This is a genomic window from Empedobacter sedimenti (assembly GCF_030005555.1).
In the GTDB taxonomy this organism is placed as follows: domain Bacteria; phylum Bacteroidota; class Bacteroidia; order Flavobacteriales; family Weeksellaceae; genus Empedobacter; species Empedobacter sedimenti.
The window spans coordinates 113,074-136,244 of sequence record NZ_JASCQG010000004.1 but is presented as its reverse complement, the minus strand read 5'-3'; the positions used below and the strand labels follow the sequence as shown (position 1 = coordinate 136,244).

At 31.5% G+C, this 23,171-nt stretch carries 20 protein-coding genes and 4 tRNA genes; 12 read left to right on the top strand and 12 right to left on the bottom strand.

All coding sequences use genetic code 11. From position 1 onward, the window contains the following. Genes QHG34_RS05840 through QHG34_RS05825 form a run of 4 tightly spaced genes read left to right on the top strand, consistent with a single transcriptional unit; the run spans position 1 to position 4,302 of the window. Complete coding sequence (locus tag QHG34_RS05840; RefSeq protein WP_282629265.1) at positions 1 to 2,010, top strand: thioredoxin domain-containing protein; 2,010 nt, start codon at positions 1 to 3, stop codon at positions 2,008 to 2,010. Then, positions 2,007 to 2,819 (top strand): DUF5724 domain-containing protein, encoded by an 813-nt coding sequence (locus tag QHG34_RS05835; protein ID WP_282629264.1) that lies wholly within the window; start codon positions 2,007 to 2,009, stop codon positions 2,817 to 2,819. Before QHG34_RS05840 ends, QHG34_RS05835 begins: the two co-directional genes overlap by 4 nt. A 6-nt stretch (positions 2,820 to 2,825) precedes the next feature. Further along, on the top strand, positions 2,826 to 3,383 hold the full coding sequence (locus QHG34_RS05830; protein ID WP_282629263.1) for a DNA-3-methyladenine glycosylase I: 558 nt from the start codon (positions 2,826 to 2,828) through the stop codon (positions 3,381 to 3,383). Positions 3,384 to 3,435: 52 nt separating this feature from the next. Further along, entirely contained in the window at positions 3,436 to 4,302 is an 867-nt protein-coding gene (locus QHG34_RS05825) for a DMT family transporter (RefSeq protein WP_282629261.1), read from the top strand. A gap of 38 nt (positions 4,303 to 4,340) precedes the next feature. Here QHG34_RS05825 and QHG34_RS05820 read toward each other — a convergent pair whose 3' ends face one another. The 4 genes from QHG34_RS05820 to QHG34_RS05805 form a co-directional block, all read right to left on the bottom strand. Then, entirely contained in the window at positions 4,341 to 4,715 is a 375-nt protein-coding gene (locus tag QHG34_RS05820) for a GreA/GreB family elongation factor (protein WP_282629260.1), read from the bottom strand. Between the two features lie 332 nt (positions 4,716 to 5,047). Then, on the bottom strand, positions 5,048 to 5,986 hold the full coding sequence (locus QHG34_RS05815) for a hypothetical protein (RefSeq protein WP_282629259.1): 939 nt from the start codon (positions 5,984 to 5,986) through the stop codon (positions 5,048 to 5,050). Beyond that, on the bottom strand, positions 5,983 to 6,435 hold the full coding sequence (locus tag QHG34_RS05810; protein ID WP_282629258.1) for a GNAT family N-acetyltransferase: 453 nt from the start codon (positions 6,433 to 6,435) through the stop codon (positions 5,983 to 5,985). Before QHG34_RS05810 ends, QHG34_RS05815 begins: the two co-directional genes overlap by 4 nt. 3 nt (positions 6,436 to 6,438) lie before the next feature. Continuing rightward, positions 6,439 to 7,239: an SDR family NAD(P)-dependent oxidoreductase gene (locus QHG34_RS05805; protein WP_282629257.1), complete on the bottom strand. Its 801-nt coding sequence runs from the start codon at positions 7,237 to 7,239 to the stop codon at positions 6,439 to 6,441. Between the two features lie 121 nt (positions 7,240 to 7,360). On the opposite strand from QHG34_RS05805, the gene QHG34_RS05800 reads away from it, so the two are divergent. The 5 genes from QHG34_RS05800 to QHG34_RS05780 all read left to right on the top strand — a co-directional run bounded on the left by QHG34_RS05800 (position 7,361) and on the right by QHG34_RS05780 (position 8,806). Next, positions 7,361 to 8,254: a lysylphosphatidylglycerol synthase transmembrane domain-containing protein gene (locus QHG34_RS05800; RefSeq protein WP_282629256.1), complete on the top strand. Its 894-nt coding sequence runs from the start codon at positions 7,361 to 7,363 to the stop codon at positions 8,252 to 8,254. Between the two features lie 126 nt (positions 8,255 to 8,380). Further along, a tRNA-Val gene (locus QHG34_RS05795) sits at positions 8,381 to 8,455 on the top strand. Between the two features lie 42 nt (positions 8,456 to 8,497). After that, positions 8,498 to 8,572: transfer RNA gene (locus tag QHG34_RS05790), tRNA-Val, on the top strand. Between the two features lie 42 nt (positions 8,573 to 8,614). Then, a tRNA-Val gene (locus QHG34_RS05785) sits at positions 8,615 to 8,689 on the top strand. Positions 8,690 to 8,731: 42 nt separating this feature from the next. After that, positions 8,732 to 8,806, top strand: a tRNA-Val gene (locus QHG34_RS05780). Between the two features lie 82 nt (positions 8,807 to 8,888). Here QHG34_RS05780 and QHG34_RS05775 read toward each other — a convergent pair. From QHG34_RS05775 to ileS, 5 genes are all read right to left on the bottom strand, one after another. Continuing rightward, complete coding sequence (locus tag QHG34_RS05775; protein WP_282629255.1) at positions 8,889 to 9,251, bottom strand: hypothetical protein; 363 nt, start codon at positions 9,249 to 9,251, stop codon at positions 8,889 to 8,891. A gap of 2 nt (positions 9,252 to 9,253) precedes the next feature. Then, positions 9,254 to 9,595 (bottom strand): hypothetical protein, encoded by a 342-nt coding sequence (locus tag QHG34_RS05770; protein ID WP_282629254.1) that lies wholly within the window; start codon positions 9,593 to 9,595, stop codon positions 9,254 to 9,256. Between the two features lie 69 nt (positions 9,596 to 9,664). Next, the gene (locus QHG34_RS05765; protein ID WP_282629253.1) at positions 9,665 to 10,309 is read right to left on the bottom strand and encodes a lipoprotein signal peptidase; all 645 of its coding nucleotides are present in this window, start codon (positions 10,307 to 10,309) and stop codon (positions 9,665 to 9,667) included. Between the two features lie 9 nt (positions 10,310 to 10,318). Beyond that, complete coding sequence (locus QHG34_RS05760; protein ID WP_282629252.1) at positions 10,319 to 10,705, bottom strand: TraR/DksA family transcriptional regulator; 387 nt, start codon at positions 10,703 to 10,705, stop codon at positions 10,319 to 10,321. A gap of 4 nt (positions 10,706 to 10,709) precedes the next feature. Further along, positions 10,710 to 14,117: an isoleucine--tRNA ligase gene (gene ileS, locus QHG34_RS05755; protein ID WP_282629251.1), complete on the bottom strand. Its 3,408-nt coding sequence runs from the start codon at positions 14,115 to 14,117 to the stop codon at positions 10,710 to 10,712. Positions 14,118 to 14,319: 202 nt separating this feature from the next. Between ileS and QHG34_RS05750 the strand changes: the two genes are divergently transcribed. The 3 genes from QHG34_RS05750 to QHG34_RS05740 are packed head-to-tail and all read left to right on the top strand — an operon-like array spanning position 14,320 to position 17,765. Beyond that, positions 14,320 to 15,939, top strand: coding sequence for a DUF4836 family protein (locus QHG34_RS05750; protein ID WP_282629250.1), 1,620 nt, complete (start codon positions 14,320 to 14,322; stop codon positions 15,937 to 15,939). After that, positions 15,929 to 16,570: an ATP-binding cassette domain-containing protein gene (locus tag QHG34_RS05745; protein ID WP_282629249.1), complete on the top strand. Its 642-nt coding sequence runs from the start codon at positions 15,929 to 15,931 to the stop codon at positions 16,568 to 16,570. Before QHG34_RS05750 ends, QHG34_RS05745 begins: the two co-directional genes overlap by 11 nt. After that, positions 16,554 to 17,765 carry an ABC transporter permease gene (locus tag QHG34_RS05740; RefSeq protein WP_282629248.1) on the top strand — a complete coding sequence of 404 codons (1,212 nt, stop codon included), beginning with the start codon at positions 16,554 to 16,556 and terminating at the stop codon, positions 17,763 to 17,765. The genes QHG34_RS05745 and QHG34_RS05740 overlap by 17 nt, the downstream gene beginning before the upstream one ends. Positions 17,766 to 17,843: 78 nt before the next feature. Here the strand turns inward: QHG34_RS05740 and QHG34_RS05735 are convergent, their stop codons facing one another. The 3 genes from QHG34_RS05735 to QHG34_RS05725 form a co-directional block, all read right to left on the bottom strand. Further along, positions 17,844 to 18,506 carry a porin family protein gene (locus QHG34_RS05735; protein ID WP_282629247.1) on the bottom strand — a complete coding sequence of 221 codons (663 nt, stop codon included), beginning with the start codon at positions 18,504 to 18,506 and terminating at the stop codon, positions 17,844 to 17,846. Positions 18,507 to 18,695: 189 nt separating this feature from the next. Continuing rightward, complete coding sequence (locus tag QHG34_RS05730) at positions 18,696 to 19,199, bottom strand: hypothetical protein (protein WP_282629246.1); 504 nt, start codon at positions 19,197 to 19,199, stop codon at positions 18,696 to 18,698. Positions 19,200 to 19,389: 190 nt separating this feature from the next. Further along, positions 19,390 to 22,974 carry a glycosyltransferase family 117 protein gene (locus QHG34_RS05725; RefSeq protein WP_282629245.1) on the bottom strand — a complete coding sequence of 1,195 codons (3,585 nt, stop codon included), beginning with the start codon at positions 22,972 to 22,974 and terminating at the stop codon, positions 19,390 to 19,392. Positions 22,975 to 23,171: the final 197 nt, after the last annotated feature.

Here is a 23,171-nt window from a genome sequence, read left to right as displayed (position 1 = left end):
ATGAATTTTCAACAAAATAATCTAAAATCAGCGACAAGTCCGTATTTGAAACAACACGAAAACAATCCTGTTTGGTGGCAAAGTTGGAGTAACGAAGTTTTGAATCATGCAAAAAAAGTCAACAAACCTTTGCTTATTTCAATTGGATATTCTGCTTGTCACTGGTGTCATGTGATGGAACATCAGTCTTTTGAAGACGATGAAGTTGCAAAAGTGATGAATAAAAATTTTGTTTGTATAAAAATTGATCGAGAAGAACGCCCTGATTTAGATGCTTTGTATATGAATGTCTCGCAATTAATTCATCAATCTGGTGGTTGGCCACTCAATGTTTTTGCTTTGCCAGATGGTCGTCCTTTTTATGGCGGAACATATTTCCCGAAAGTTCAATGGATTGAATTATTAGAAAACATCAATCATTTATACCATCACAATCAAACTAAAACAATGGAATATGTCAATTCTATTGCGGATGGTTTGAATAAAATGGAAACGATCGAATTGAAATCTTCATCAACTTTTTCAAAAGATAAAATTGATGAAACATTTGAATTTTGGCAACAACAATTTGATGATGAATGGGGCGGATTTAATCGAGCGCCGAAATTTATGTTGCCAAATGCTTGGGAAACTATTTTACGATATGGCGTACAAACGAAGAATGAAAATTGTTTAATTCAGACCAAAATTACATTGGACAGAATGGCCTTTGGGGGAATTTACGATCAACTAAAAGGCGGTTTTTCTCGCTATTCTGTTGATCCGTATTGGAAAGTTCCACATTTCGAAAAAATGCTTTACGATAACGGACAATTGCTTTCGCTTTATTCGAATGCATATAAAATTTATGAAGAAAAGGAATATAAAACAGTTGTCGAAGAAACGATTAATTGGTTGAAAGATGAAATATTTTCGCCTGAAAATGTATTTTATTCTGCTATTGATGCCGATTCTGAAGGTGAAGAAGGTAAATATTATGTTTGGAAATCAGATGAATTGAAGACAATTTTGAAAGATGATTTCGACTTATTTCAAAAATATTATAATGTTGATGAATTTGGAGAATGGGAACATGGGAATAATATTTTGATGCGATTGACAGATGACGAAGATTTTGCATCGAAACAAAATATTACAATAACTGAGCTTCAAACCAAAGTTTCTGAATGGAAAAAAATCCTTAATCCAATTCGTGAAAAACGCATAAAACCTCATCGCGACGAAAAAGTGTTAACTTCTTGGAATGCTTTAACCATTAAAGGTTTGTGCGATGCTTTTATCACTTTTGAAAATGATGAATATCTTGATTTAGCAAAAAATGCAACCAATTTTATTTTAGAAAATCAATGGAATGGAGAAATTTTATTCAGAAATTATAAAGATAACCAAACAACAATTCCAGGATTATTGGATGATTATGCCCTAATGATTGAAGCGTTAATCAAGCTTTATGAAGTTACTTCGGAAATACATTATTTAGAAACTGCTCAAACTTTAACAGAAGAAGTTTTCAATCAATTTTATAATCACAAGAATAAAATGTTTGCGTACAAATCGCATTATGACACGCCTTTGGTTAATGAAACATTTGAGATTTATGACAATGTTATTTCATCTTCAAATTCTGTTATGGCAAATAATTTGTTCAAATTAGGGAAGATTCTCAATCACGAAAAATACATTGAACAAGCGAAACAAATGTTAAACAATATCGAAGAAAAAATTTACGATTATCCAACTGGTTTTGCAAATTGGATTCAATTATATCTAAATTTCGCTTATCCTTTCAAAGAAATTGTAATTGTTGGCGAAAATGCCTTAGAATTCTCAAAGCAAATTCAACAATGTTATGTTCCGAATGCAATTTTTGTTTCTTCAAAAACCGAGAGTTTAGAAATCACTCAAAATCGATTCATCGAAAATAAAACATCCATTCATATTTGCGAAAATTACACCTGTCAATTACCCGTTTATTCGGTTGAAGAGGCTTATAAAAATTTATCATCATGAGTAAACTAAATTGGAGTGACGAAAAACTTATTTCTCGATCAATAAACTACAAAACTGATAAATCCCGCTGGGAAACAATTCGAATTTTAAGAAGTCGACCAAGTCAAGATTTATTTGAAAAATGTGTTGAACTTATTAATTCAAACGACCAAAAAAAGAAAATTATTGGGATTGACATTTTAGCACAATTAGGCAAAGGCAAAAGACCTTTCCGACAAGAAACTCTAAAAATTTATTTTGAATTATTAAATTCTGAGACAAATGAAAATGTTCTATTTTCTATACTTTCAGGAATCAGTTTTAATGAGAAAGAATTAAACAAAAAACAAATTAATAAAATCTGTTCTTTTCAAAATTCAAATAGTGATTTAATCAAACAAGGAATTGTAAACGCGCTTGGATTTATAGAAAATGAAAAAGCTATTGATGTATTAATTAAATTCTCCAAAGATAAAGCAAACCACATAAGAAGTTGGGCTACTTTTTATATCGGTCAAGTTGATTTTGATAACGAATCTATTAGAGAAGCCTTATGGAATCGTATAAATGACAAGCACCAAGAGACAAGAATGGAAGCTATAATTGGTTTAGCTAAAAGAAAAGATAATCGAATTATTGAAGTCATTAAACAAGATATTATTAAAGATGATTTTGGTTCTATGTTATTTGAAGCTATTTTAGAAACTGAAAACAAAGATTTTATTCCTATTTTACAACAAGAACTTGAAGAATCAAAAAATATCGAAACCATAAACCCTGATTGGGTAAAAGGGCTTGAAGAATGTATTAATGATTTACAAAAATTATAAAAAACCATGGAAAAAACGCGTTGCGCTTGGGTAAATAAAGACCAAGATTACATTGATTATCACGATAACGAATGGGGAAAACCTGTAAAAGATGATAAAACTTTATTCGAATTGTTGATTCTCGAATCTTTTCAAGCTGGATTAAGTTGGTTTACAATTCTGAAAAAGAGAGAAAATTTCAGAAAAGCATTTGCAGACTTTGATGTAAAAAAAGTAGCCAAATTTGATGAAGAAAAAGTAGATGAATTGATCCAAAATGAAGGAATTATTCGTCATCGAGGAAAAATTTCGGCGGCAATTAATAATGCAAAATTGTTTATAGAAATTCAGAAAGAATTTGGTTCTTTTTCCGATTTCATCTGGAAATATGTTGATAACAAACCAATTATTAACAATTGGAATTCGATAAAAGAAGTTCCTGCTACAACCGAAATTTCAGATCAAATTGCAAAAGATTTAAAAAAACGTGGATTCAAATTCTTTGGTTCAACCACTATTTATGCACATATGCAGGCGACAGGAATGGTAAATGATCATACAAATGATTGTTTCTGCAAGTCATAAATAATTTTAATTTAAACTGAACTTTCGCATCTTTGCGCAAACTTAGAAAATAATGAAAATCGAATTAAAATACTGGTTAATTCTTGGTGTTTTAGCACTTACATGGGGAAGTTCTTTCATACTCATCAAACAAGGACTTGTTTCTTACACTCCCTATCAAGTTGGCGCATTGCGCTTAACAATTGCTGGTGGAGTTTTAAGTATTTGGGGAATTCCGAGCCTATTCAAAATTCCTAAAAACAAATTAAAATACGTTGCTTTAGCGGGTTTTTGTGGAAATTTTATTCCAATGTTTTTATTTCCGATGGCGCAAACTCATGTTTCGAGCTCAATGGCTGGAATTTTAGACTCATTGGTTCCTCTATTTATTTTACTTTTTGGCGCATTATTTTTTAGTCGAAAAGGAACAAAAAATCAAATCTTAGGTGCAGTTATTGGTTTTTTTGGTGCAGTCTTATTAATTGGAGGCGACGGTTTTTCTGGAGAAAACAGTCTATTTCATTGTTTATTAATTGTATTAGCCACTGCTTTATACGGATTGAATAGCTTGATTTTGACAGAATATCTAAACGATGTTCCATCATTTCAATTATCATCAGCCTTATTTACAATATGGCTTTTACCAGCAATTGCAATATTAATTTTTTCTGGATTTTTTCAAACTTTTGAAGGAACAACCGAACAAATCCATAGTTTAGGCTATGTTGCCATTTTAGGATTAGTTGGTACTGCCTTGGCTATGATTTTATTTTATAGACTAATACAAGCTACAGGCTCTATGTTCTCATCAATGGTAACTTACTTAATGCCTATAGTTTCAGTATTTTGGGGATTTTTAGTTGGAGAAAAAATTACATGGATACATCTAGCAGGCTTCGCAATGATACTTTCTGGAGTTTATTTAACTCAAAAAAAATAAAAAAAACCGTAGTATTTGCTACGGTTTTTCAATTTTTATTAAGCGTTTTCAACACTCAAAATTTCGTATTTTATTTCACCCAAATCACTTGGCCAATTAATTGTATCTCCTACTTTATATCCTACAATCGCCACTCCAACATCACTCAAAATAGAATGTCTATTCTTCTTAGGTTTTGCGAAGTCTGGTCCTACAAAATTATATGTTTCTTCTTGATTAGATTCATGATTCTTTACTTTCACTTTTTTTCCGACAGAAACAATATCATCCGATAAATCTTTTCTTAATACTTGTTGAGCATGTTTCAATTCATTAGTTAAAATTTCTTCTTGCTCTTTGTTTACTTTTTTTCTTCTGATATGATCTTTGATTAAATCGTAAGTTCCTGTTGTTAAAATAATATTTGTTGACATTTTTTGATCTTTTTTAATGAAATTATTCTGCTAAAAATAGTTTACCAAAAATCCAAACACTAATGCATACAAAAAGTATCATTTAATGCTAAACAATTTTTACAGTAATAAATATTTTGATAAATAATTCGGAGGTTCCCTGTCTTGGATTTTAACAGGGATTAATTGATAAACTCTTTTGAGCTTCTTAAAAAAGTATCATCATGTAAATAAGCCAATGACAAAAACAACCACAATTGGTTGTTATTTCTATATATGGATACAAAATTTGTCATTTACACTTTGATTAATCACAAACTTACGAATAAGTTCTTGATAAAAAAACTCAACAATTAGTTAATTAATTTCACTAAATCTTTTGCTAATTCTTTTGTAAAAACATCCGCACCTTTGTAATTCATGTGCGTTGTATTGTAAAAATATTTTTGATTGAAGCTGATTGAATCGTTCGAATAATCTAATAACGGAAGATGATGTTTTTGTAATGTTGTTTGATAACGATTAATCACTTCCTCTCTATTCAACATATAATCTTGACCTTTGTAAAATTCGGGTGCAATTGTAAAAATTAGTTGAATCTTTTCTTGTTTACATTTCGCAATTAATTCTTCTAACAATGCATAATCTGAAAAGTCAAAATCAGAGTTTTTCTTTTTCATCTTCGCCCAATCAACATCCCATTTTCTATTATATGATTTGAAACCATCATCGCGGAAAAGTCCATCTTTATGTAACTCCTCTTTCTTCGATTTCGTAATTTCATCTTTCCAATACATCTGATCTCTGTAACGATAAAGCGGTACAATAAAATTAACCAACTTTGTGTCTTTATATTCTTTTAAGGCATCATAAAGTTTAAAATCCCACAACATAAACGGTGTATATTGATTTGGCTGAAAAACTTCATCAATATGCGAAAACGAAAAAGTATCTAAATTCCAAACAACAATTTTCGGTTTTGGATTATGATTTAAATATAAATTGAAACGATACAATTGCATTTTGAATTTACTTCCATTCAATCCAAAATTATGCGTTGTCAATTTTAAATCTTGTTCTAAAATATTCGGATTAATTTGAATAAAAGCACGAGAAGAACCAAAAATAGCCAATTCAACATTCGTTTTTCCTTCTCTTATTTGATTCCATTCTTGCACTTCTCCGCTAAACAAAGCCATTTTTTTGAGTTGATTCGAATAATAGATATCTACCAAAACCAATGCGATGAAAGCTGAAAATAGCGTAATAAAAAAGTATTTTAAGAATTTCATTTTCTCAACATTTCGATATGCGGAATATCGTCTTCTAAATATTCTTCCGAAACTTGCTCAAAACCAAAAGAAGAATAAAACTCTTTCAAATAAGATTGAGCAGAAATTCGGATTTCAGATGTTTTAAATTGATTTTCGATGACTTGAACCGAATTTTTCATCAATTGCTTTCCTAATCCATAACGACGAAACTTTTGATTCGAAATTACGCGACCAATTGAAGGTTCATTTTCATACGAAATTCCTTTCGGAACAATTCGAGAATACGCTGCAACCTCATCATTAATCGTTGCCCAAAGATGTCCACAAACCAAATCTTTATCATCGCAATCTTGGTAAATACAATCTTGCTCAATCACAAAAACCTCATTGCGCAATTGCACTATTTTATATAGCTCTTTTGATGTTAAATCATCAAAAGTTTTATAATGCCAGATAATTTCTTCCATGGATTAATCTAATTTAGAATATTTTGCAATAATATTTTCGAACATTTTTTGAGGTAAAATATTTTTCAAGGTTACAGAAAATTTCTGCATCGATTTTCCAATATAATAATGCGGTTTCAAATTCTTCTGAGCCAAAATATTTTCGATAATCGGAATCAAATCTTCTGTTGGCGTACCATCTTGCACTTCGTGATCGATATCAGCAACCATTGCATCGTATCTTTTTTGATAAAATTTTGAAACAAAAGTTTTCACACGACCTTCTGCAATATTGGTTTTGATATCACCAAAATTCAACGTAGCAATTTCTACTCCTGTGTGACGATTTTCCAAACGAGCCGATTCAATCAAACGATCAATCATCGCTTTCGAAGCCGAATAATAACCTCTAAACGGCAAACCATTGTTACTCGCAATAGACGAAACATTCAGGATATAACCGTTTTTTTGAGCACGCATTGTAGGCAAAACCTCTTGCATTGTATAAATTGGACCATAGACATTAACGTCCAATAATTTTTCGATATCAGCTTTCGAAGCATCTTCTACAGCACCTAACATTCCAATTCCAGCATTGTTAATCAACACATCAATTTGATTATTTGTTTCCGAAAAAACCTGTTGAAAACTACGTTTTACATTCTCTTTATCCGAAACATCTGTCGCAATATGTTTAAATTTTTCTTGACCTTTAGCTGTTCTTGATAAACCATAAACTTGATGTCCTCTATCGTGAAAATAATTTGCCAAAGTCAATCCTACACCCGAAGAAGAGCCTGTAATTACAATAACTTTTGATTGCATGATTCGATTAATTTATCCGCAAAACTACATAATATCAGACAAATATTGGTAGATAAATAATTTTTTGAAGGGTTATTAGAAGATTCTCTAAATTTGTGCGTTAATTATCAAAAGATTTCAATTGAATCCAAAAACAAAAAAATATATTATAACAGGAATTAAATTAACGATTAGTATTGCGTTAATCTATTATATCTTCTTTGTTAAATTACATATTTTTGATATTTTCAGTCATTACAAAAATGCGAATTGGGCGTATATTTTCATTGCTGTTATCCTTTATGTACTTTCGCAAGCCTTGTCTGTTTTCCGATTAGATTATTATTTCAGAGATATTAACCTCGACTTATCTTACAAATCAAATGCACGTTTGTATTTTTTAGGAATGTTTTACAACACCTTTGTTCCTGGCGGAATTGGCGGTGATGCATACAAAGTTTATGTGCTGAATAAAAACTATAAAATCAGTCTGAAAGAAATTTCGCAAGCTGTTTTTCTTGACAAAATTATTGGACTTTGTGCGATGTTGTTAATCATTATCTTTCTAATATTTTTCTCAAATCTGACTGATTATCCTTGGATACAATATGGCTCATTAATCCTTTCTTTGGTCGGTTTCGTAGCTGTTCCATTTATTTTAGGAATGATTTTCCCTATTCATAAACGCACATTTTACAATTCGATGATTTATTCTATTGTTTTACAATTGATACAAGTCGGAATGTTGTATTTTGTTTTGGAAGGATTAAATATTCATCCAGAGAATTTCAGTATTTATTTATTGATCTTTTTAGTTTCAGGAATTTTATCGATTATCTCGTTTAGTGGTTTTGGAATTAGAGAAGCTGTATTTATGTACGCTGCACATCGTTTCAACTTTGATGAAACTTTAGCGACAAGTGCGGCATTTATTTTCTCTATCATTACCATTTCGATCTCTTTTATAGGAATCATTTACCTGTTTAAAGGCGTTAAAATTGAAGAGAAAAAGAAAAAGACGAATATTTCTTTTTAAAATCTGAAAAATTATTTCTTTGAAATGAAAAGAGTTAAGTCCTAACATTAAATTTTATTTAATTTTTTTCATTTTAACTATTTGGATTATTCAAAAACAGCCCTATATTTGCAATCCAATTACGAAGGTCTCTTAGCTCAGTTGGTTCAGAGCACCTGCCTTACAAGCAGGGGGTCACTGGTTCGAATCCAGTAGGGACCACATAAAGACATTAGAAAGTCTTTCAAATAAAATTCTAAATAAGGTCTCTTAGCTCAGTTGGTTCAGAGCACCTGCCTTACAAGCAGGGGGTCACTGGTTCGAATCCAGTAGGGACCACATAAAGACATTAGAAAGTCTTTCAAATAAAATTCTAAATAAGGTCTCTTAGCTCAGTTGGTTCAGAGCACCTGCCTTACAAGCAGGGGGTCACTGGTTCGAATCCAGTAGGGACCACATAAAGACATTAGAAAGTCTTTCAAATAAAATTCTAAATAAGGTCTCTTAGCTCAGTTGGTTCAGAGCACCTGCCTTACAAGCAGGGGGTCACTGGTTCGAATCCAGTAGGGACCACATAAAAACCTCCTTTCAATTTCTTGAAAGGAGGTTTTTTTTTATTTAGATGACGTCGTCATCTTTTCTTTTAATTATTTTCTTAGAACTTTTTTAAAGTTCTATCTGTATTATATGTTTTACCATCACACTCCCATTCATGAGAAATAATAGTATCTTTTTTATAAATATTGAAAGTTAATTCTCCCTTTCGTTTTATTATAGTATCCCCTATTTCTATTTCATTTCTATAAATAGCCCACCATCTCCCTTCATCTTTACAAGTGCACTCTGTTTTATCATTAAGGTTTATTCCTTTAATATTTAAATATTGTTTCTGAGATGTAGAAAATTCATTAACTATTATTAAGCATTCTCTATTTTTTGCATTAATAATTAGTTTGTCACATTCTATTTTATAACATGAAGTAAAAAGCAATAATAATATTAGATGAAATATTTTCATAATTATTTTATTTGTACCGAATTGATTAATAATTGATTTTTTAATTCTTCATTAATAGTAGAAATTATTTTGTAGACATATGGATTCTCAAATAATTCGAAGGGATTATATATTACAATTAAATCACTCATATTATCTTCCTTCATTGCTACAAATATTTCTAAAGTATCATTTTGAATATTAATAAAACCTTTATTTATGATCGAAATTATATCGTCTAAAGAAATACTATTACCAATAAAGCTCTCATCATAAGAACAGCTTTTGATATGATAAATCGTGACATATTTAGACAAATCATTCTTGTCACAACTTTCAGTTAAAAGATTAAACCAACTATTCATAAAAATCAATTCTTGTTCAAATAAATATAATAAAAAATCCCTCAGTGTTTGAACTGAGGGATTATCTTTTTAAAATCTTAATCTTACACCATTATCGGTTGTAAAAGCTTTTTTACGGAAAAGGAACAAAGTAAGTCCTCCTATAAAAATAGCCGAATCTGCGATATTAAATACAGGCTGAAAGAACTTATAATGTTGACCGCCTATAATTGGAATCCAAGTAGGCCAATCAAACTCTACAATTGGGAAATAAAGCATATCTACGACACACCCCGTAAACCAACCAGAATAACCAGCAAAGTTTGCTTGTGCGACACCTTGATATCCTACCCAATCCTGAAACATTTCATTGTAAGTAGTTCCTTTATCGAAAATAACACCATAAAAAATGCCGTCAATTACATTCCCTATTGCACCTGCCAAAACAAGCGCAATTGGAATGATAAAGAAATTATTTTTTAGTTTTTTCGACCATGCATTAATATAGTAGATAATCATTCCGATTAAAGCAATTCGTAGAAGTGATAAAACAATTTTACCAGTTTCTCCTCCGAAATGCATTCCATATGCCATTCCAGGATTTTCTACAAATGCTATTTTAAACCAACCCAAAACATCTACGTCTTCACCTAAAAAAAAGTGTGTTTTTACGTAAAATTTTGAGATTTGGTCTATGATTAAAACCAAAATGGTAATGAATACTACTTTCTTCAAAATACTTGATTAACGTTGCATATTTTTAGCTTCGATGCTTAATGTTGCATGCGGAACTAATTTCAAACGATCTTTGTTAATTAATTTTCCTGTTACACGGCAAATACCGTATGTTTTGTTCGAAATACGTAACAATGCATTTTTCAGGTCGCGGATAAATTTATCTTGACGTGCTGCTAATTGCGCATTTTGTTCTTTCGACATAGTTTCAGAACCTTCCTCAAACGCTTTGAACGTTGGCGACGTATCGTCTGTACCATTATTACTATCGTTTGTGTAAGCTTCTTTTAATAATTCGTAATCTTTTATTGCTTGATCTAATTTTTCTTGAATTATTGTTCTGAACTCTTCCAACTCTGCGTCAGAGTACCTTACTTTTTCATCTGTTGTTGCCATACGCCTACAATTTAGTAATCGCAATTTGCGTCATCAATCCATTAATTTCAACCTCTGCTCCATTTGCAACTTCGTCTTGTAAAACAAGATCTTCGGCTAATGTCTCAGAACAAATGTAATCTTTGTTTTGCTCGACTGCATTTACGATTGATTCATCATTTTTTAAGTTAAGTATAATTTTGTCGGTTACTTCTAGTCCGGTTTCTTTTCTAAGATTCTGAATTCTATTTACCAATTCACGTGCCACACCTTCGTTAATTAACTCTTCCGTTAATTGTAAATCAAGTGCTACTGTTAAGGTAGAATTAGATGCTACAGTCCATCCTGGAATGTCTTTTGTAGCGATTTCAAAATCTTCTAAATCTAAAGTTAATGTTTTGTTGTCAATTAACAAATCTATTTGACCTGATTGCTCTAATTTAACAATTTCTTCATTCGTCAACTCTGCTGTAGCAGCCGAAATAGCTTTCATTTCTTTACCATATTTCGGACCTAAGGTCTTGAAATTAGGTTTAATAGATTTTACTAAAAGATTTGAAGCTTCTTCGTTTGTTAAAAGTTGTATTTCTTTAACGTTAACTTCTTGTTTCAATAATTCTGATACAGCTTCCAAATTAGCTTTCATTGCTTCATTCAAAACAGGAATCATTACTTTTTGTAATGGTTGACGTACTTTGTTATCACTCAATTTACGAAGTGATAAAATCATACTTGTCGCCGTTTGTGCTAAATGCGTTTGCTCTTCTAATTCAGGCTTGATCAATGATTCGTCTACAACGGGGAAATCTGCTAAATGAACAGATTCTGCTGCATTTTTACCTGTAGCAGCGTTTAAATCTTTATATAAACGATCCATGAAGAATGGCGCAATTGGCGAACCTAAAATTGAAACTGTTTCTAAAACTTTGTACAATGTTTGGTAAGCTGCAATTTTATCTTTCGAATAATCACCTCTCCAGAAACGTCTTCTTGATAAACGAACGTGCCAGTTTGATAAATTATCAATCACAAATTCTTGAATTGCACGAGCCGCTTTTGTAGGTTCATAATCTGATAAGAACGCATCAACTTTTTTCGTTAATGTATTCAATTCAGAAATAATCCATTGATCTAATTCAGCTCTTTCATTTACAGGAATTTCTTCTTCCTCAAATGTAAATCCATCCACATTCGCGTATAAAGCGAAGAATGAATAGGTATTGTATAATGTTCCGAAGAATTTACGACGAACTTCGTCCACTCCAGCAATATCAAATTTCAAGTTTTCCCAAGGTTGCGCATTCGCAATCATGTACCAACGCGTAGCATCAGGACCATAAGTTGCCAATGTATCAAATGGATCGACAGCGTTCCCCAAACGTTTTGACATTTTTTGACCATTTTTGTCTAAAACCAATCCGTTTGACATTACATTTTTGTATGCTTTCGAATCAAAAACTAATGTTCCGATTGCATGCAATGTATAGAACCATCCACGTGTTTGATCGACACCTTCTGCAATAAAATCAGCTGGATACATTGTTCCATTATCGATTACTTCTTTATTCTCGAATGGATAGTGAACTTGCGCATAAGGCATTGCACCAGAATCAAACCAAACGTCAATCAAATCCGCTTCGCGTTTCATCGATTTTCCAGATGCAGAAACTAATGTAATTTCATCAACCACATTTTTGTGTAAGTCGATCAAATCATAGTTTTCTTCTGACATGTTTCCAACTTCGAAATTTTGGAAAGGATTAGAAGTCATTACGCCTGCCGCAATTGATTTTTCAATTTCAGCAACTAATTCTTCTACAGAACCAATTACAGTTACTTCGTCTCCTTCTTCAGTTCTCCAAATTGGCAATGGAATTCCCCAATAACGAGAACGAGATAAGTTCCAATCGTTGGCATTTTCTAACCAGTTTCCGAAACGTCCTTCTCCAGTCGCTTTTGGTTTCCAATTGATTTCTTTGTTCAATTCAACCATACGATCTTTTACATCCGTTACTTTGATGAACCAAGAATCTAATGGATAGTATAAAATCGGTTTGTCCGTTCTCCAACAATGTGGATAACTGTGTTTATATTTCTCTACTTTGAAGGCTTTGTTCTCTTCTTTCAATAAAATCGCGATTTCTACATCAACTGATTTTTCAGGAGCAGTTCCATCATCGTAGTATTCATTTTTCACATATTTACCTCCGTAACCTTCTGGTAAATCAGCCACAAAACGACCTTGTAAATCCACTAAAGGAACAGCATTTCCATGCGTATCTAACACCAACATTGGAGGAACACCAGCATCTTTTGCAACGCGCGCATCATCCGCACCAAAAGTAGGCGCAGTGTGTACGATACCTGTACCATCTTCTGTTGTTACGAAATCTCCAGGAATTACTTGGAAAGCATTCTCTGCATTTTCGTAAGGCAACGCCCAAGGTAATAATTGTTCGTAACGAATTCCTACTAAATCAGCACCTTTGTATTCACCAACAATTCTGTAAGGAATTTGTTTATTTCCTGCTGCGTAAACTTTGAAGTCTTCTTCTGTTTCTGCTAAGAAATATGGTTTTCCGAATTGTTTAGCAACCAATGGTTTTCCTAAAATTACGCGAATTGGCTCAAATGTATATTGATTGAATGTTTCAACTACAACATAGTCAATAGTTGGACCAACTGTTAACGCTGTATTTGATGGCAACGTCCAAGGCGTAGTTGTCCAAGCCAAGAAATAAACATCTCCATCAAAATCATTGAATAAATCTGTCGAATCTTTCTTTACTTTGAATTGAGCAACAATCGTTGTGTCTGTAACATCTTGATAAGTTCCTGGTTGATTTAACTCGTGCGAAGATAAACCTGTACCAGCTTTTGGAGAATATGGCTGAATTGTATAACCTTTATACAAAAAGTTTTTGTCATAAATTTGCTTCAATAACCACCAAACAGACTCCATATATTTTGGTTTATACGTGATGTATGGATCTTCCATATCCACCCAATAACCCATTTTTTCAGTCAAATCATTCCACAAATCAGTGTAACGCATTACAGTACGTTTACACGCTTCGTTATATTCTTCAATTGAAATCTTCGTTCCAATATCTTCTTTGGTAATTCCTAATTCTTTCTCAGTTCCCAATTCTACTGGTAAACCGTGCGTATCCCAACCCGCTTTACGAAAAACTTGTTTTCCTTTCAACGTTTGAAAACGACAAAATATATCTTTGATAGAACGTGCTAAAACGTGGTGAATACCAGGCTTCCCGTTTGCAGAAGGCGGTCCTTCATAAAAAACGTACGAATCTTTTCCTTCTCGAGACGTGATACTTTTTTCGAAAACATTATTTTGTTTCCAATCTTCTAATGTTTCTTTTGAGACTTGTACCAAGTCTAAGTGCTTATATTCTTTAAACTTTTTTGCCATCGAATTCTTTCTTTAAATCTTCTAAATCAAGGAGTGCGAATATAAGCAAATTTTAGATATTTTTATAGCGATAGAAACGAAAATCATATTAATAATTGCTTAAATTTAACCCAATCTTGAGAGTTATTAATTCTAGGTTAATTTATGCATTTACAGAAAGATGAAAAAATGCGAAATCAATGATTTTTTAAATATAACGAAAATGAAAAAAGTCTTTAAATACTATTCTATTATAGCCATCATTTTGCTATTTGCAAGTTGTTCTAAAAATGATGATTATACTATTTTAATTCCGACTGATGCAGATTTTGTTGCGTTGATCAATCCAAAATCAATAGCTGAAAAGGGCAATTTTCAAAAATTAAATCAATACAAATTCTATCAATTAGCAGAAGGCGAAATCAAAAACCAAGACCCTACATTTGATCAATTATTAAACGAAATAAAAGACAATCCTACTTCTGCAGGAATTGATATTATTAGTCCGATTTACCTTTTTGGACAAAAAATTAACGGAAAAAATATGGTCGCATTAATTACAAATATGCGCGACAAAGATCAATTTGAAGAACATCTAACAACTATTTACAAGGGTTTATACAAAAAAGATATTTCTTTTGAAAAGAAAGAGGGTTTTACGACTATTTCTGGATTCAATAAACCATTTATGGCTTGGAATAAATCTCAATTCTTAGTCATTGTTTCTGAGTTTGGCGTTGAAGAAAAAGCGATTCAAGATTATTTTACTAAAATTATAAACGATAAACATTCACTTGCGAAGGAAAATAATAGTTTTGGAGATTTTGTTAAAAACTCGCAGGATATCAACATTTGGTACACTGGAAACTTTTTGAAAAACTTCTCAAAACACGAAAGTTCTGAAAAGAAAAACCTTGATTTTACAAAAAGTTCTTGGGTTAATTTTATTTCCTTTACTTCGGATGGAATAAATTTTACTCAAAAATTTCACCCAGACGCAATAACAAAAGTTGAATTAGAAAAACGCCCAATGTGGAAATCAAAAATTAATACAGATTTTTTTAAGTATTTCCCTTCGCAAAGTTATATGAACATTGGACTTGGAATTCATCCTGCCAACACGCGTTATGTGTTCGAAAATCAAAATTTCTTGACTACTTTTTTAGAACAATATGAAATTGACTTAAACAAATTGGAGCAAAGTTTTGAAGGCGAAGCTTTATTTAGTGTTTATGATTTTGAGATTGGACAAGCATTCAATCCAAACGATTTTTTCGGTAAAAAAGAAGCTTTCATCCAGCGTATTGTTTATCCTCAATTTGTTTTGGGTGGAAAAATGAAAAACAATCTTTTCTTCAACGAATTTATCAAAGCACATCAAGAAAATATTCAAAAAATTGGACCTTATTACATGTTACCCATTTCGTCAAACATGAAAATTTATATGACGTACAAAAACAATTTGATGTACATCACAAATAATCAATCGATTATGAATCAATATTTGAACAATATGGTAAGTTCTTCAAATTTTGTCACATCAGAATACGCTACAAATGCCTCAAATCCGATGTTTGGTTATGTTAATCTAAATTTTGATCAATATCCAAAAGAAGTTCAAAATTATATTTACCAACAAATACCTTTCGGAAACACAAAAGAAATGCAAACGGTTTTATCCAACTTTGATTACATTGATTATCGCGTTTCTGATGAATACACAAAAACAGGAAAAATACACATGAAAAAAACGGATAAAAACAGTTTGGAAGTGATTTTATTGCTTTTGGACGAGGCTTATTCTCTATTTTTCAATCAAGCTGCACAACAAAATGGAAATTAAAATCAGTCAACTTGTTCCACATCCTCTGAAAGAATTTGGGTTCGAACAATCTGAAATTTGGAAAAATACATACACTTTTTCGAGCGGAAATATTTATCAAATCGTTGCACATTCTGGTGTTGGAAAATCAACGTTGATTAATATTTTATACGGCGATAGAAAAGATTATGACGGAGAAGTTTTGTTTGATGGACAAAATATTAAGAATTATTCTTTGAATGATTGGACAAAAATTAGACGCGAAAAAATCGCCTATGTTTTTCAAGGTTTACATTTGTTTGAAGAATTGACTTTGATGGAAAATATTCAATTAAAAAATGTATTAACGCAACATCAATCCGAAAACCAGATTATTGAATGGATAGAAAAAGTTGGTTTAAAAAGTCATTTACATCAAAAAGCGATTCATCTTTCTTATGGCCAACGTCAGCGAATTGCAGTGATTCGCGCACTTTGTCAACCGTTTGACTTCTTGCTTTTAGACGAACCTTTTAGTCATTTGGACGATGTGAATCAACAACTTCTGATTGATTTGGTTACCAAAGAAGCTGCAAAAAATAACGCTGGAATCATTTTTACAAGCTTACACGAAATTCACGATAAACGCCTTGCAAATGTCATTCAACTCTAATACTTTAATCGAAAAATTAGTTCGTAAAAACCTAAGTTTCTTGCGAATTACAACCTTTTGTTTTTTCTCAATCATTGGATTTTTTATCTTGATTTTGGCTGGAACAATTTATTTGGATTATGCCAAAAATTTTGGAGAAGATAGTTCCGTTTGGAAAGCAAATTATGTGATTTTGAACAAAAAAATATCGTCATTACAAACTTTCACTGGGGAGAAACCAAATTTTAGCGAAGATGAAATCAACGAATTGAAATCACAAAGTTTTGTGGCAAAAGTTGGAACATTCAAAAGCAGTCAATTTCCTGTAAAATTGCAAGTTGGTGGCGTTGCTGGAATTCGTGGTTTTTCGACTGATTTATTTTTCGAATCTGTTCCAGAAGATTTTATTGATGTAAAAGAATCGGATTGGAAATGGCAAGAAGGACAAGATTTCATTCCGATTATTATTCCGAAAAGTTATTTGAATTTGTACAATTTCGGTTTTGCAACAAGTCAAGGTTTACCGCAAGTTTCGGAAGGATTATTTACTAAAATTCCTTTTCAATTGATTTTAGGAAAAGGGGAAAATCAGAAAGTATATCAAGCAAGAATTGTAGATTTTACCACAAAAATTAATACGATTTTAGTTCCTAAAAACTTTTTGGAATGGGCAAATCATACTTATTCGCCTCAAAAAAATACTAAACCTTCGCGAATTGTTGTTGAAACAAAGTCGCAAGGTGATGAAAATGCTTCAACTTATTTTGAACAACAAAATTATGATATCAACAAAGATGAATTGAAAAATAATGAATTGACGTATTATCTGAAATTAGCTTTTTCGTTGGTTTTATTTATTGGTTTAATCATTGTTTTTGCAGCAATTTGGTTGATGATTATCAATTTCCAATTGATGATTGAAAAGAACAAGCACAAAACGAAAGATTTATTTTTGATTGGATATAACATCAATCAATTAGCTCATCCGTATCTTAAATTTTCGATTATATTTATGTTAATCAGTTATATTATTTCGATTCCGTTGGTTTATTTTATTTTAGATATCATCAAAGAAAAAGTCGGAAAATTTATGGCAACAGAAAGTTCTCACGTTTGGGAAGTGATTGGTTTTGGATTAATAATTGTCATTATTTTATTCATCATTAATAAAATAATTTTGACTCAATCGATCAAAAAAATTGCCTTGAAAGATTAAAAATTCAACTCTATAAAAACACAAAAAGGATTCTGAAAAATTCAGAATCCTTTTTTATTTATAATTAAATCTTTTCGATTAGAACGAATATCCAACTCCTAAAGAAAATGAATGGTTTTTCACATCACCAACTTCTACATTATTGTTGTTTTTATCATCTCCAATTTTAGTTAATCCCATGTAATAACGCGCTCCTACATTAATATTATCCGTCACATTATATCCTACACCGAAGTTTACACCAAAATCGAAATCTTTAATATTATCTTTCTCATCTGTTTTTGCTTCCACGTTGTAAACTGTATTATTTGCGTATGTACTTACTTGCGTTTTATTACTCGCATACACATTGTACCCAAACTGTGGACCAACTTCTACATTAACTCGAGTCCCTGCAGGATAATACTTTAACATTACCGGAACCTGAATATAATCTAACGTTGTTTTATTGTACGTTTTTACTGTTGTATTCCCAGCTTCTCTTACATCAGTTTTTTCTCTTCCACCCATTCGAGTAAAATTAACCTCTGGCTGAACAGCAAATTGTTCCGTAATTGGAAAATGACCATATAAACCAGCTCCAAAACCAACTTTGTAGTCATTATCATCTACATCTTTACCATTAAATGAAGACATGTTAGCACCAGCTTTAATACCAAATTGTGCAGATGTCGTTTTTTCTTGTGCGCTCAAACTAACAACTCCTAACATTGCAGCAGCAATAAAAAATATCTTTTTCATTTTTTTATAATTTTTAAGTTTCTAATTATGATGTATGCATAATTTCAACATATATGCCAAATGATGTTAAAATCATTTTTCAACTTTTATTTAACTAATAAACAATTACTTAATTACAAAAATTTAACATATATAAACAATAAAAGCTACATCTTTCGATGTAGCTTTTAATATCAAATATTATTCTGATTAAAATTTATATGCAAATCCTACTGAAACAGCATCGGCATTAAAATTAGAATAATTATCATTATCTATAGAAATACCTTTGTATCCTGCATATACATCAAAGTTAGCACCAGAGTAACCAAATTTAGGTTGCCAAAATAATCCTCCTTCGATATAATCTTTAGTTGAGAATGCATAACCTAAATCTGCACCTACGAATAAGTTATTACCAAATTCATATTTAGCAGTTGCTGCTAATGGAATAAATCCAAAATCTTCACCACCTACATTTTTATAATCGTCTTTTGCAATAAAATGATCATAACCAACTTTACCTCCTAACTTGAAATTGCTTGAGATTGGGTGTAAATAAGCTAAATCTACTCCTAAGTTAAATGACGAAACGTCTGATGCATCACCAACTGGAATACCTACATGAACTGTTCCTTCTACTCCTGAAGTTTGTGCTGAAACTCCTACCATACCTGCTACTGCGAAAGCAGCTGTCAATAATACTTTTTTCATTTTTATAATGTTTTAAAATATTTACAATTTTGTTAAACCAATTTGTATAATTTCAATTTATGTGCCAAACTCACTAAAATTTAAGCTAAACTTAAGTTATGAAATAGTATCAAATTCGTTTTCAGTAAGTTTATCATACAAAAAAAGCTCCAAAATTATTTTGGAGCTTTCACATTTATATTAGTTTGACTTATTGTCCGACCATTTTATATAATAAATCTTGTTGAGTTTTGGCATAATTAGTATCAATTTCTGCTGCAACACCAATCATTTCATCTAAATAATTAAACTGATTCATAATTTTTGTTTGTTCGGCATCATCTACTTTACCATCTGCAATTACTTCTTTATACATTGCCTCAAATTTTTTCAAAACTGGAGAATATCCTGTTTCAAATACTTTCAGCGCTTTTGCTTTGTCTCCTCTTTCACCTAAAGCAGAAGCTTCGTTATATAAAGACATCATCAAATCATTTTTAGCTGTTGCTAAATCTGCTCCGACCGAGTAACCTTTCCCATTCGGTAAAGATTCAAAAAACGCAATTTTAGCATTTGCTTGTTTACGAACGTGGTCAAATAACTCTTGTGCTTTTTTATCCTCACCGGCTTTCAAATAAATTCCTGCAATTCTACTTACACCATAACCAATGTCGTAACGAGCTAAAGCCGGAATTTCTAACATCACTTTATCCAATACTTGAACCGCTTCTTTTTTACGTCCTGCATTCAATAAATCATCTGCTAAACGAACAGCCGCATTTCGATAAGAAGATGTATAATTACGTTCAGTTAAGCTAAACGAAGCATCAGGATTATTGTATCCAGACCATTTGTAAGAGTTAAATGTTCTTAATAACATATCGTTATCTGAAGCACCAATAATTCCTCCTTTACCAAATGGAGTATGAATTGGAACAAGTTTATAACTTAATCCAGCATTCAACAAATAATCATTCATGTAGAATGTATTTTCTGGATCAGAAATTCCTCCTCCACTGAAATATATAGGACGATCCCAATTATATTTTGCCATCATTGATAACAACAATAAATTGTTTTTGAATAAGCTTGATGCTTTAATATCAATAACAATAGAATCTACCATTTTATCTGCATCTTTTGGATTAACAATTCCATATTTTAAAGCATTTGCTTTGTTTACTGGAACGATAATTTTAGAAACTGGTAAATAGTTTGCTTGACCAATTGGATAACCAAAATAATCTGCTAAAGCTTGTTTTTCTGGCGATTTATTGTTCATTAAAAAAGCCATCGCTTCTTTAGCTGTCATACTATCCGTTGTCAAGTATTTTTGTAATGGTTTCAAGTTTTTATAAACTGACATTACTTGGTTTGGATCAATTTCAGGATCAGCAAAATATTGTCCAACTTGTTCAATTGGTAATTGACTCAATGATTCTAACGTTTGGTTAGATCCTGGTTTTATAAATCCATTTAATTGGTCAAATAGCCCTTTGATTGAATTACCTACCACAAAAATTTGATCATTTGTTCCTGTTTGATAATCTTTCGGCTTCAAATCACTAGGAAGTGGCGCTGCATTATATGTTTTACGTAGCAATTGCTCTAAATTCCATGGTGAAGCTGCTAACGTTAAATTGGCAATTTTTACATCATCACGGAAATTCTCCGTTTCTTGTAATCCCCAAAGTGGATAAGTATCATTATCACCATATACAAAAAGAATAGCGTTTTTCTCTAAAGGATTCAAATAATTATATGCCAAAGAATAAGCTACTGAACGTTCTGAACGATCGTGATCGTCCCAGTTTTGAGCACCCATCAAAATTGGAATTCCAGCCAAAATAACTGTCGTTCCTAATGCTAAAGATGGACTCAATTCTTTCTTCATTAATTTCTTGATTAATAAATAAACTCCTTGAACTCCTAAACCAATCCAAATAGAAAAGGCATAAAAACTACTTACCAAAGCATAATCTCGTTCGCGCGGCTCGAAAGGTTTTACAGATGTGTAAAATATAATTCCGACACTTGTTAAAATAAACAACGATAATAGCGACCACCAATTAACAAAATTTCTGTTTAATTGCGTAAATAGACCGATTAAACCTAAAATCAATGGCAACATAAAGTAAACGTTTGTACCATCATTTTTATACTCTTCTGGTAATTTTGATTGATCACCCAAACGTGGATTATCTATGAAAGGAATTCCAGAAATCCAGTTTCCTTTAGTAATTTCAAAATTACCTTCTAAATCATTTTGACGACCAGAGAAATTCCACATAAAATAGCGGATAAACATATAGTTGATCTGATAATCTACAAAGTAATTAAATTGTTCTCCAAATGTTGGAGGTTCGATATCTAAAATTTCATTGTATTTTTTTAATTCAGCAACTTTTAATTGACGATTTTGACGTTTCTCAACCAATTGCGCATACATTTTCTGAGCTTCAGAATCACCTGCATACTTAGAGTTTAAAGAAAACTTTGGGAATGCATAAACAGCCGCATAATTCTCCATAATAGAAGCATCTGGGCTGAACATTTTAGGAAAGAATTTTACATATTTATCTTCATACTTATAATCTAAACGATCCGAAACTTTTAAATATTTCCCTGTACGTTGATCTTTGATATATTCTGAACTACGAACTGTGCTTTCTGGTGCTCCATTTGCATCACGTTTTAAACCATCGTTAGCGATATGAGCTGTAAAAACTGGTCCGTACATTACTGGCCAAGAACCATATTGTTCACGATTAAAGTAATCTAAAACACCTAAAGCTGTATCAGGATCATTCAAATTCATGTGAGGATTTGCATTGGCTCTGATCGGAATAACTAACCAACAAGAGAAACCAATTAACATAAAAATCACACACCACGAAATCGTATTCAATAACGCTGAACCATACTTTTGTGTTAATTTGATTGCGAAATAGAAGATTGCGATTAAAATAACTGTCGCGATAATTGTACCTGAATTGAAAGGCATTCCCAAATTATTGACAACATAGATCTCTGTTTTACCAAAGAAAGTCATCACAACTGGGAAAATTATTTTGAATACAAAAGCTAAAATTGCTAACGTTATTAAATTGGCAATAATAAAACTCTTGATTGTAAATCTATATTTACGAGCATAATAAACGAAACAAACTGCTGGTATAGATAACATTGCCATTAGGTGAACACCGATAGAAAGTCCGATTACCAGAGAGATAATAACTAACCATTTGTTTCCACGAGGAGTATCTGCAACCTGATCCCATTTAGTAATTAACCAAAAAAGTAAAGCTGTAAACAATGATGCCATTGCATAAACTTCTCCTTCTACTGCTGAATACCAGAATGTATCACTAAACATAAACGCCGCCGCACCAACTAATCCACTTCCAAGAGCGATTATTTTTTGAGTAGCATTCATTTCGATAGCATCTACATTGATTGGATCTTGTGTATTTGCAAACATTTTGCGCACAAAATATGTAATTGTCCAAAACAACAGCATAATTGTAACTGCACTATAAAATGCCGAAGTACTGTTAATTAAAATTGCATATTTGCTTCCGTCACCAAAAGCTAAACCAGACCAAACTGCTCCAACAATTTGAAACAAAGCCGCTCCAGGCGCATGCGTAATTCCTAATTTTGCAGATGATACAATGTATTCTCCACAATCCCATAAACTTAGGTAGCGCTCCATACTCGATAAATACAAAATTATCGAAATCAGGAACATAGCTACACCTAAGATGTTATTCCATTTTTTGAAATTTAACTCCATCTTGTTCAATAAACTATCTTGCGAAAATAAGATAAATATTTGATATAGCTGAATCTTGAAAAGATTAAATTATGATTAGATTTATAGAATACAACAATGTTTTAAAGATTATTTTATCTAATATTTTTCTATTTGTAATCGTTTAATTATCATATTAACAAAACATCAAATTCAAAAAAATAGTGATAGATTTTTTA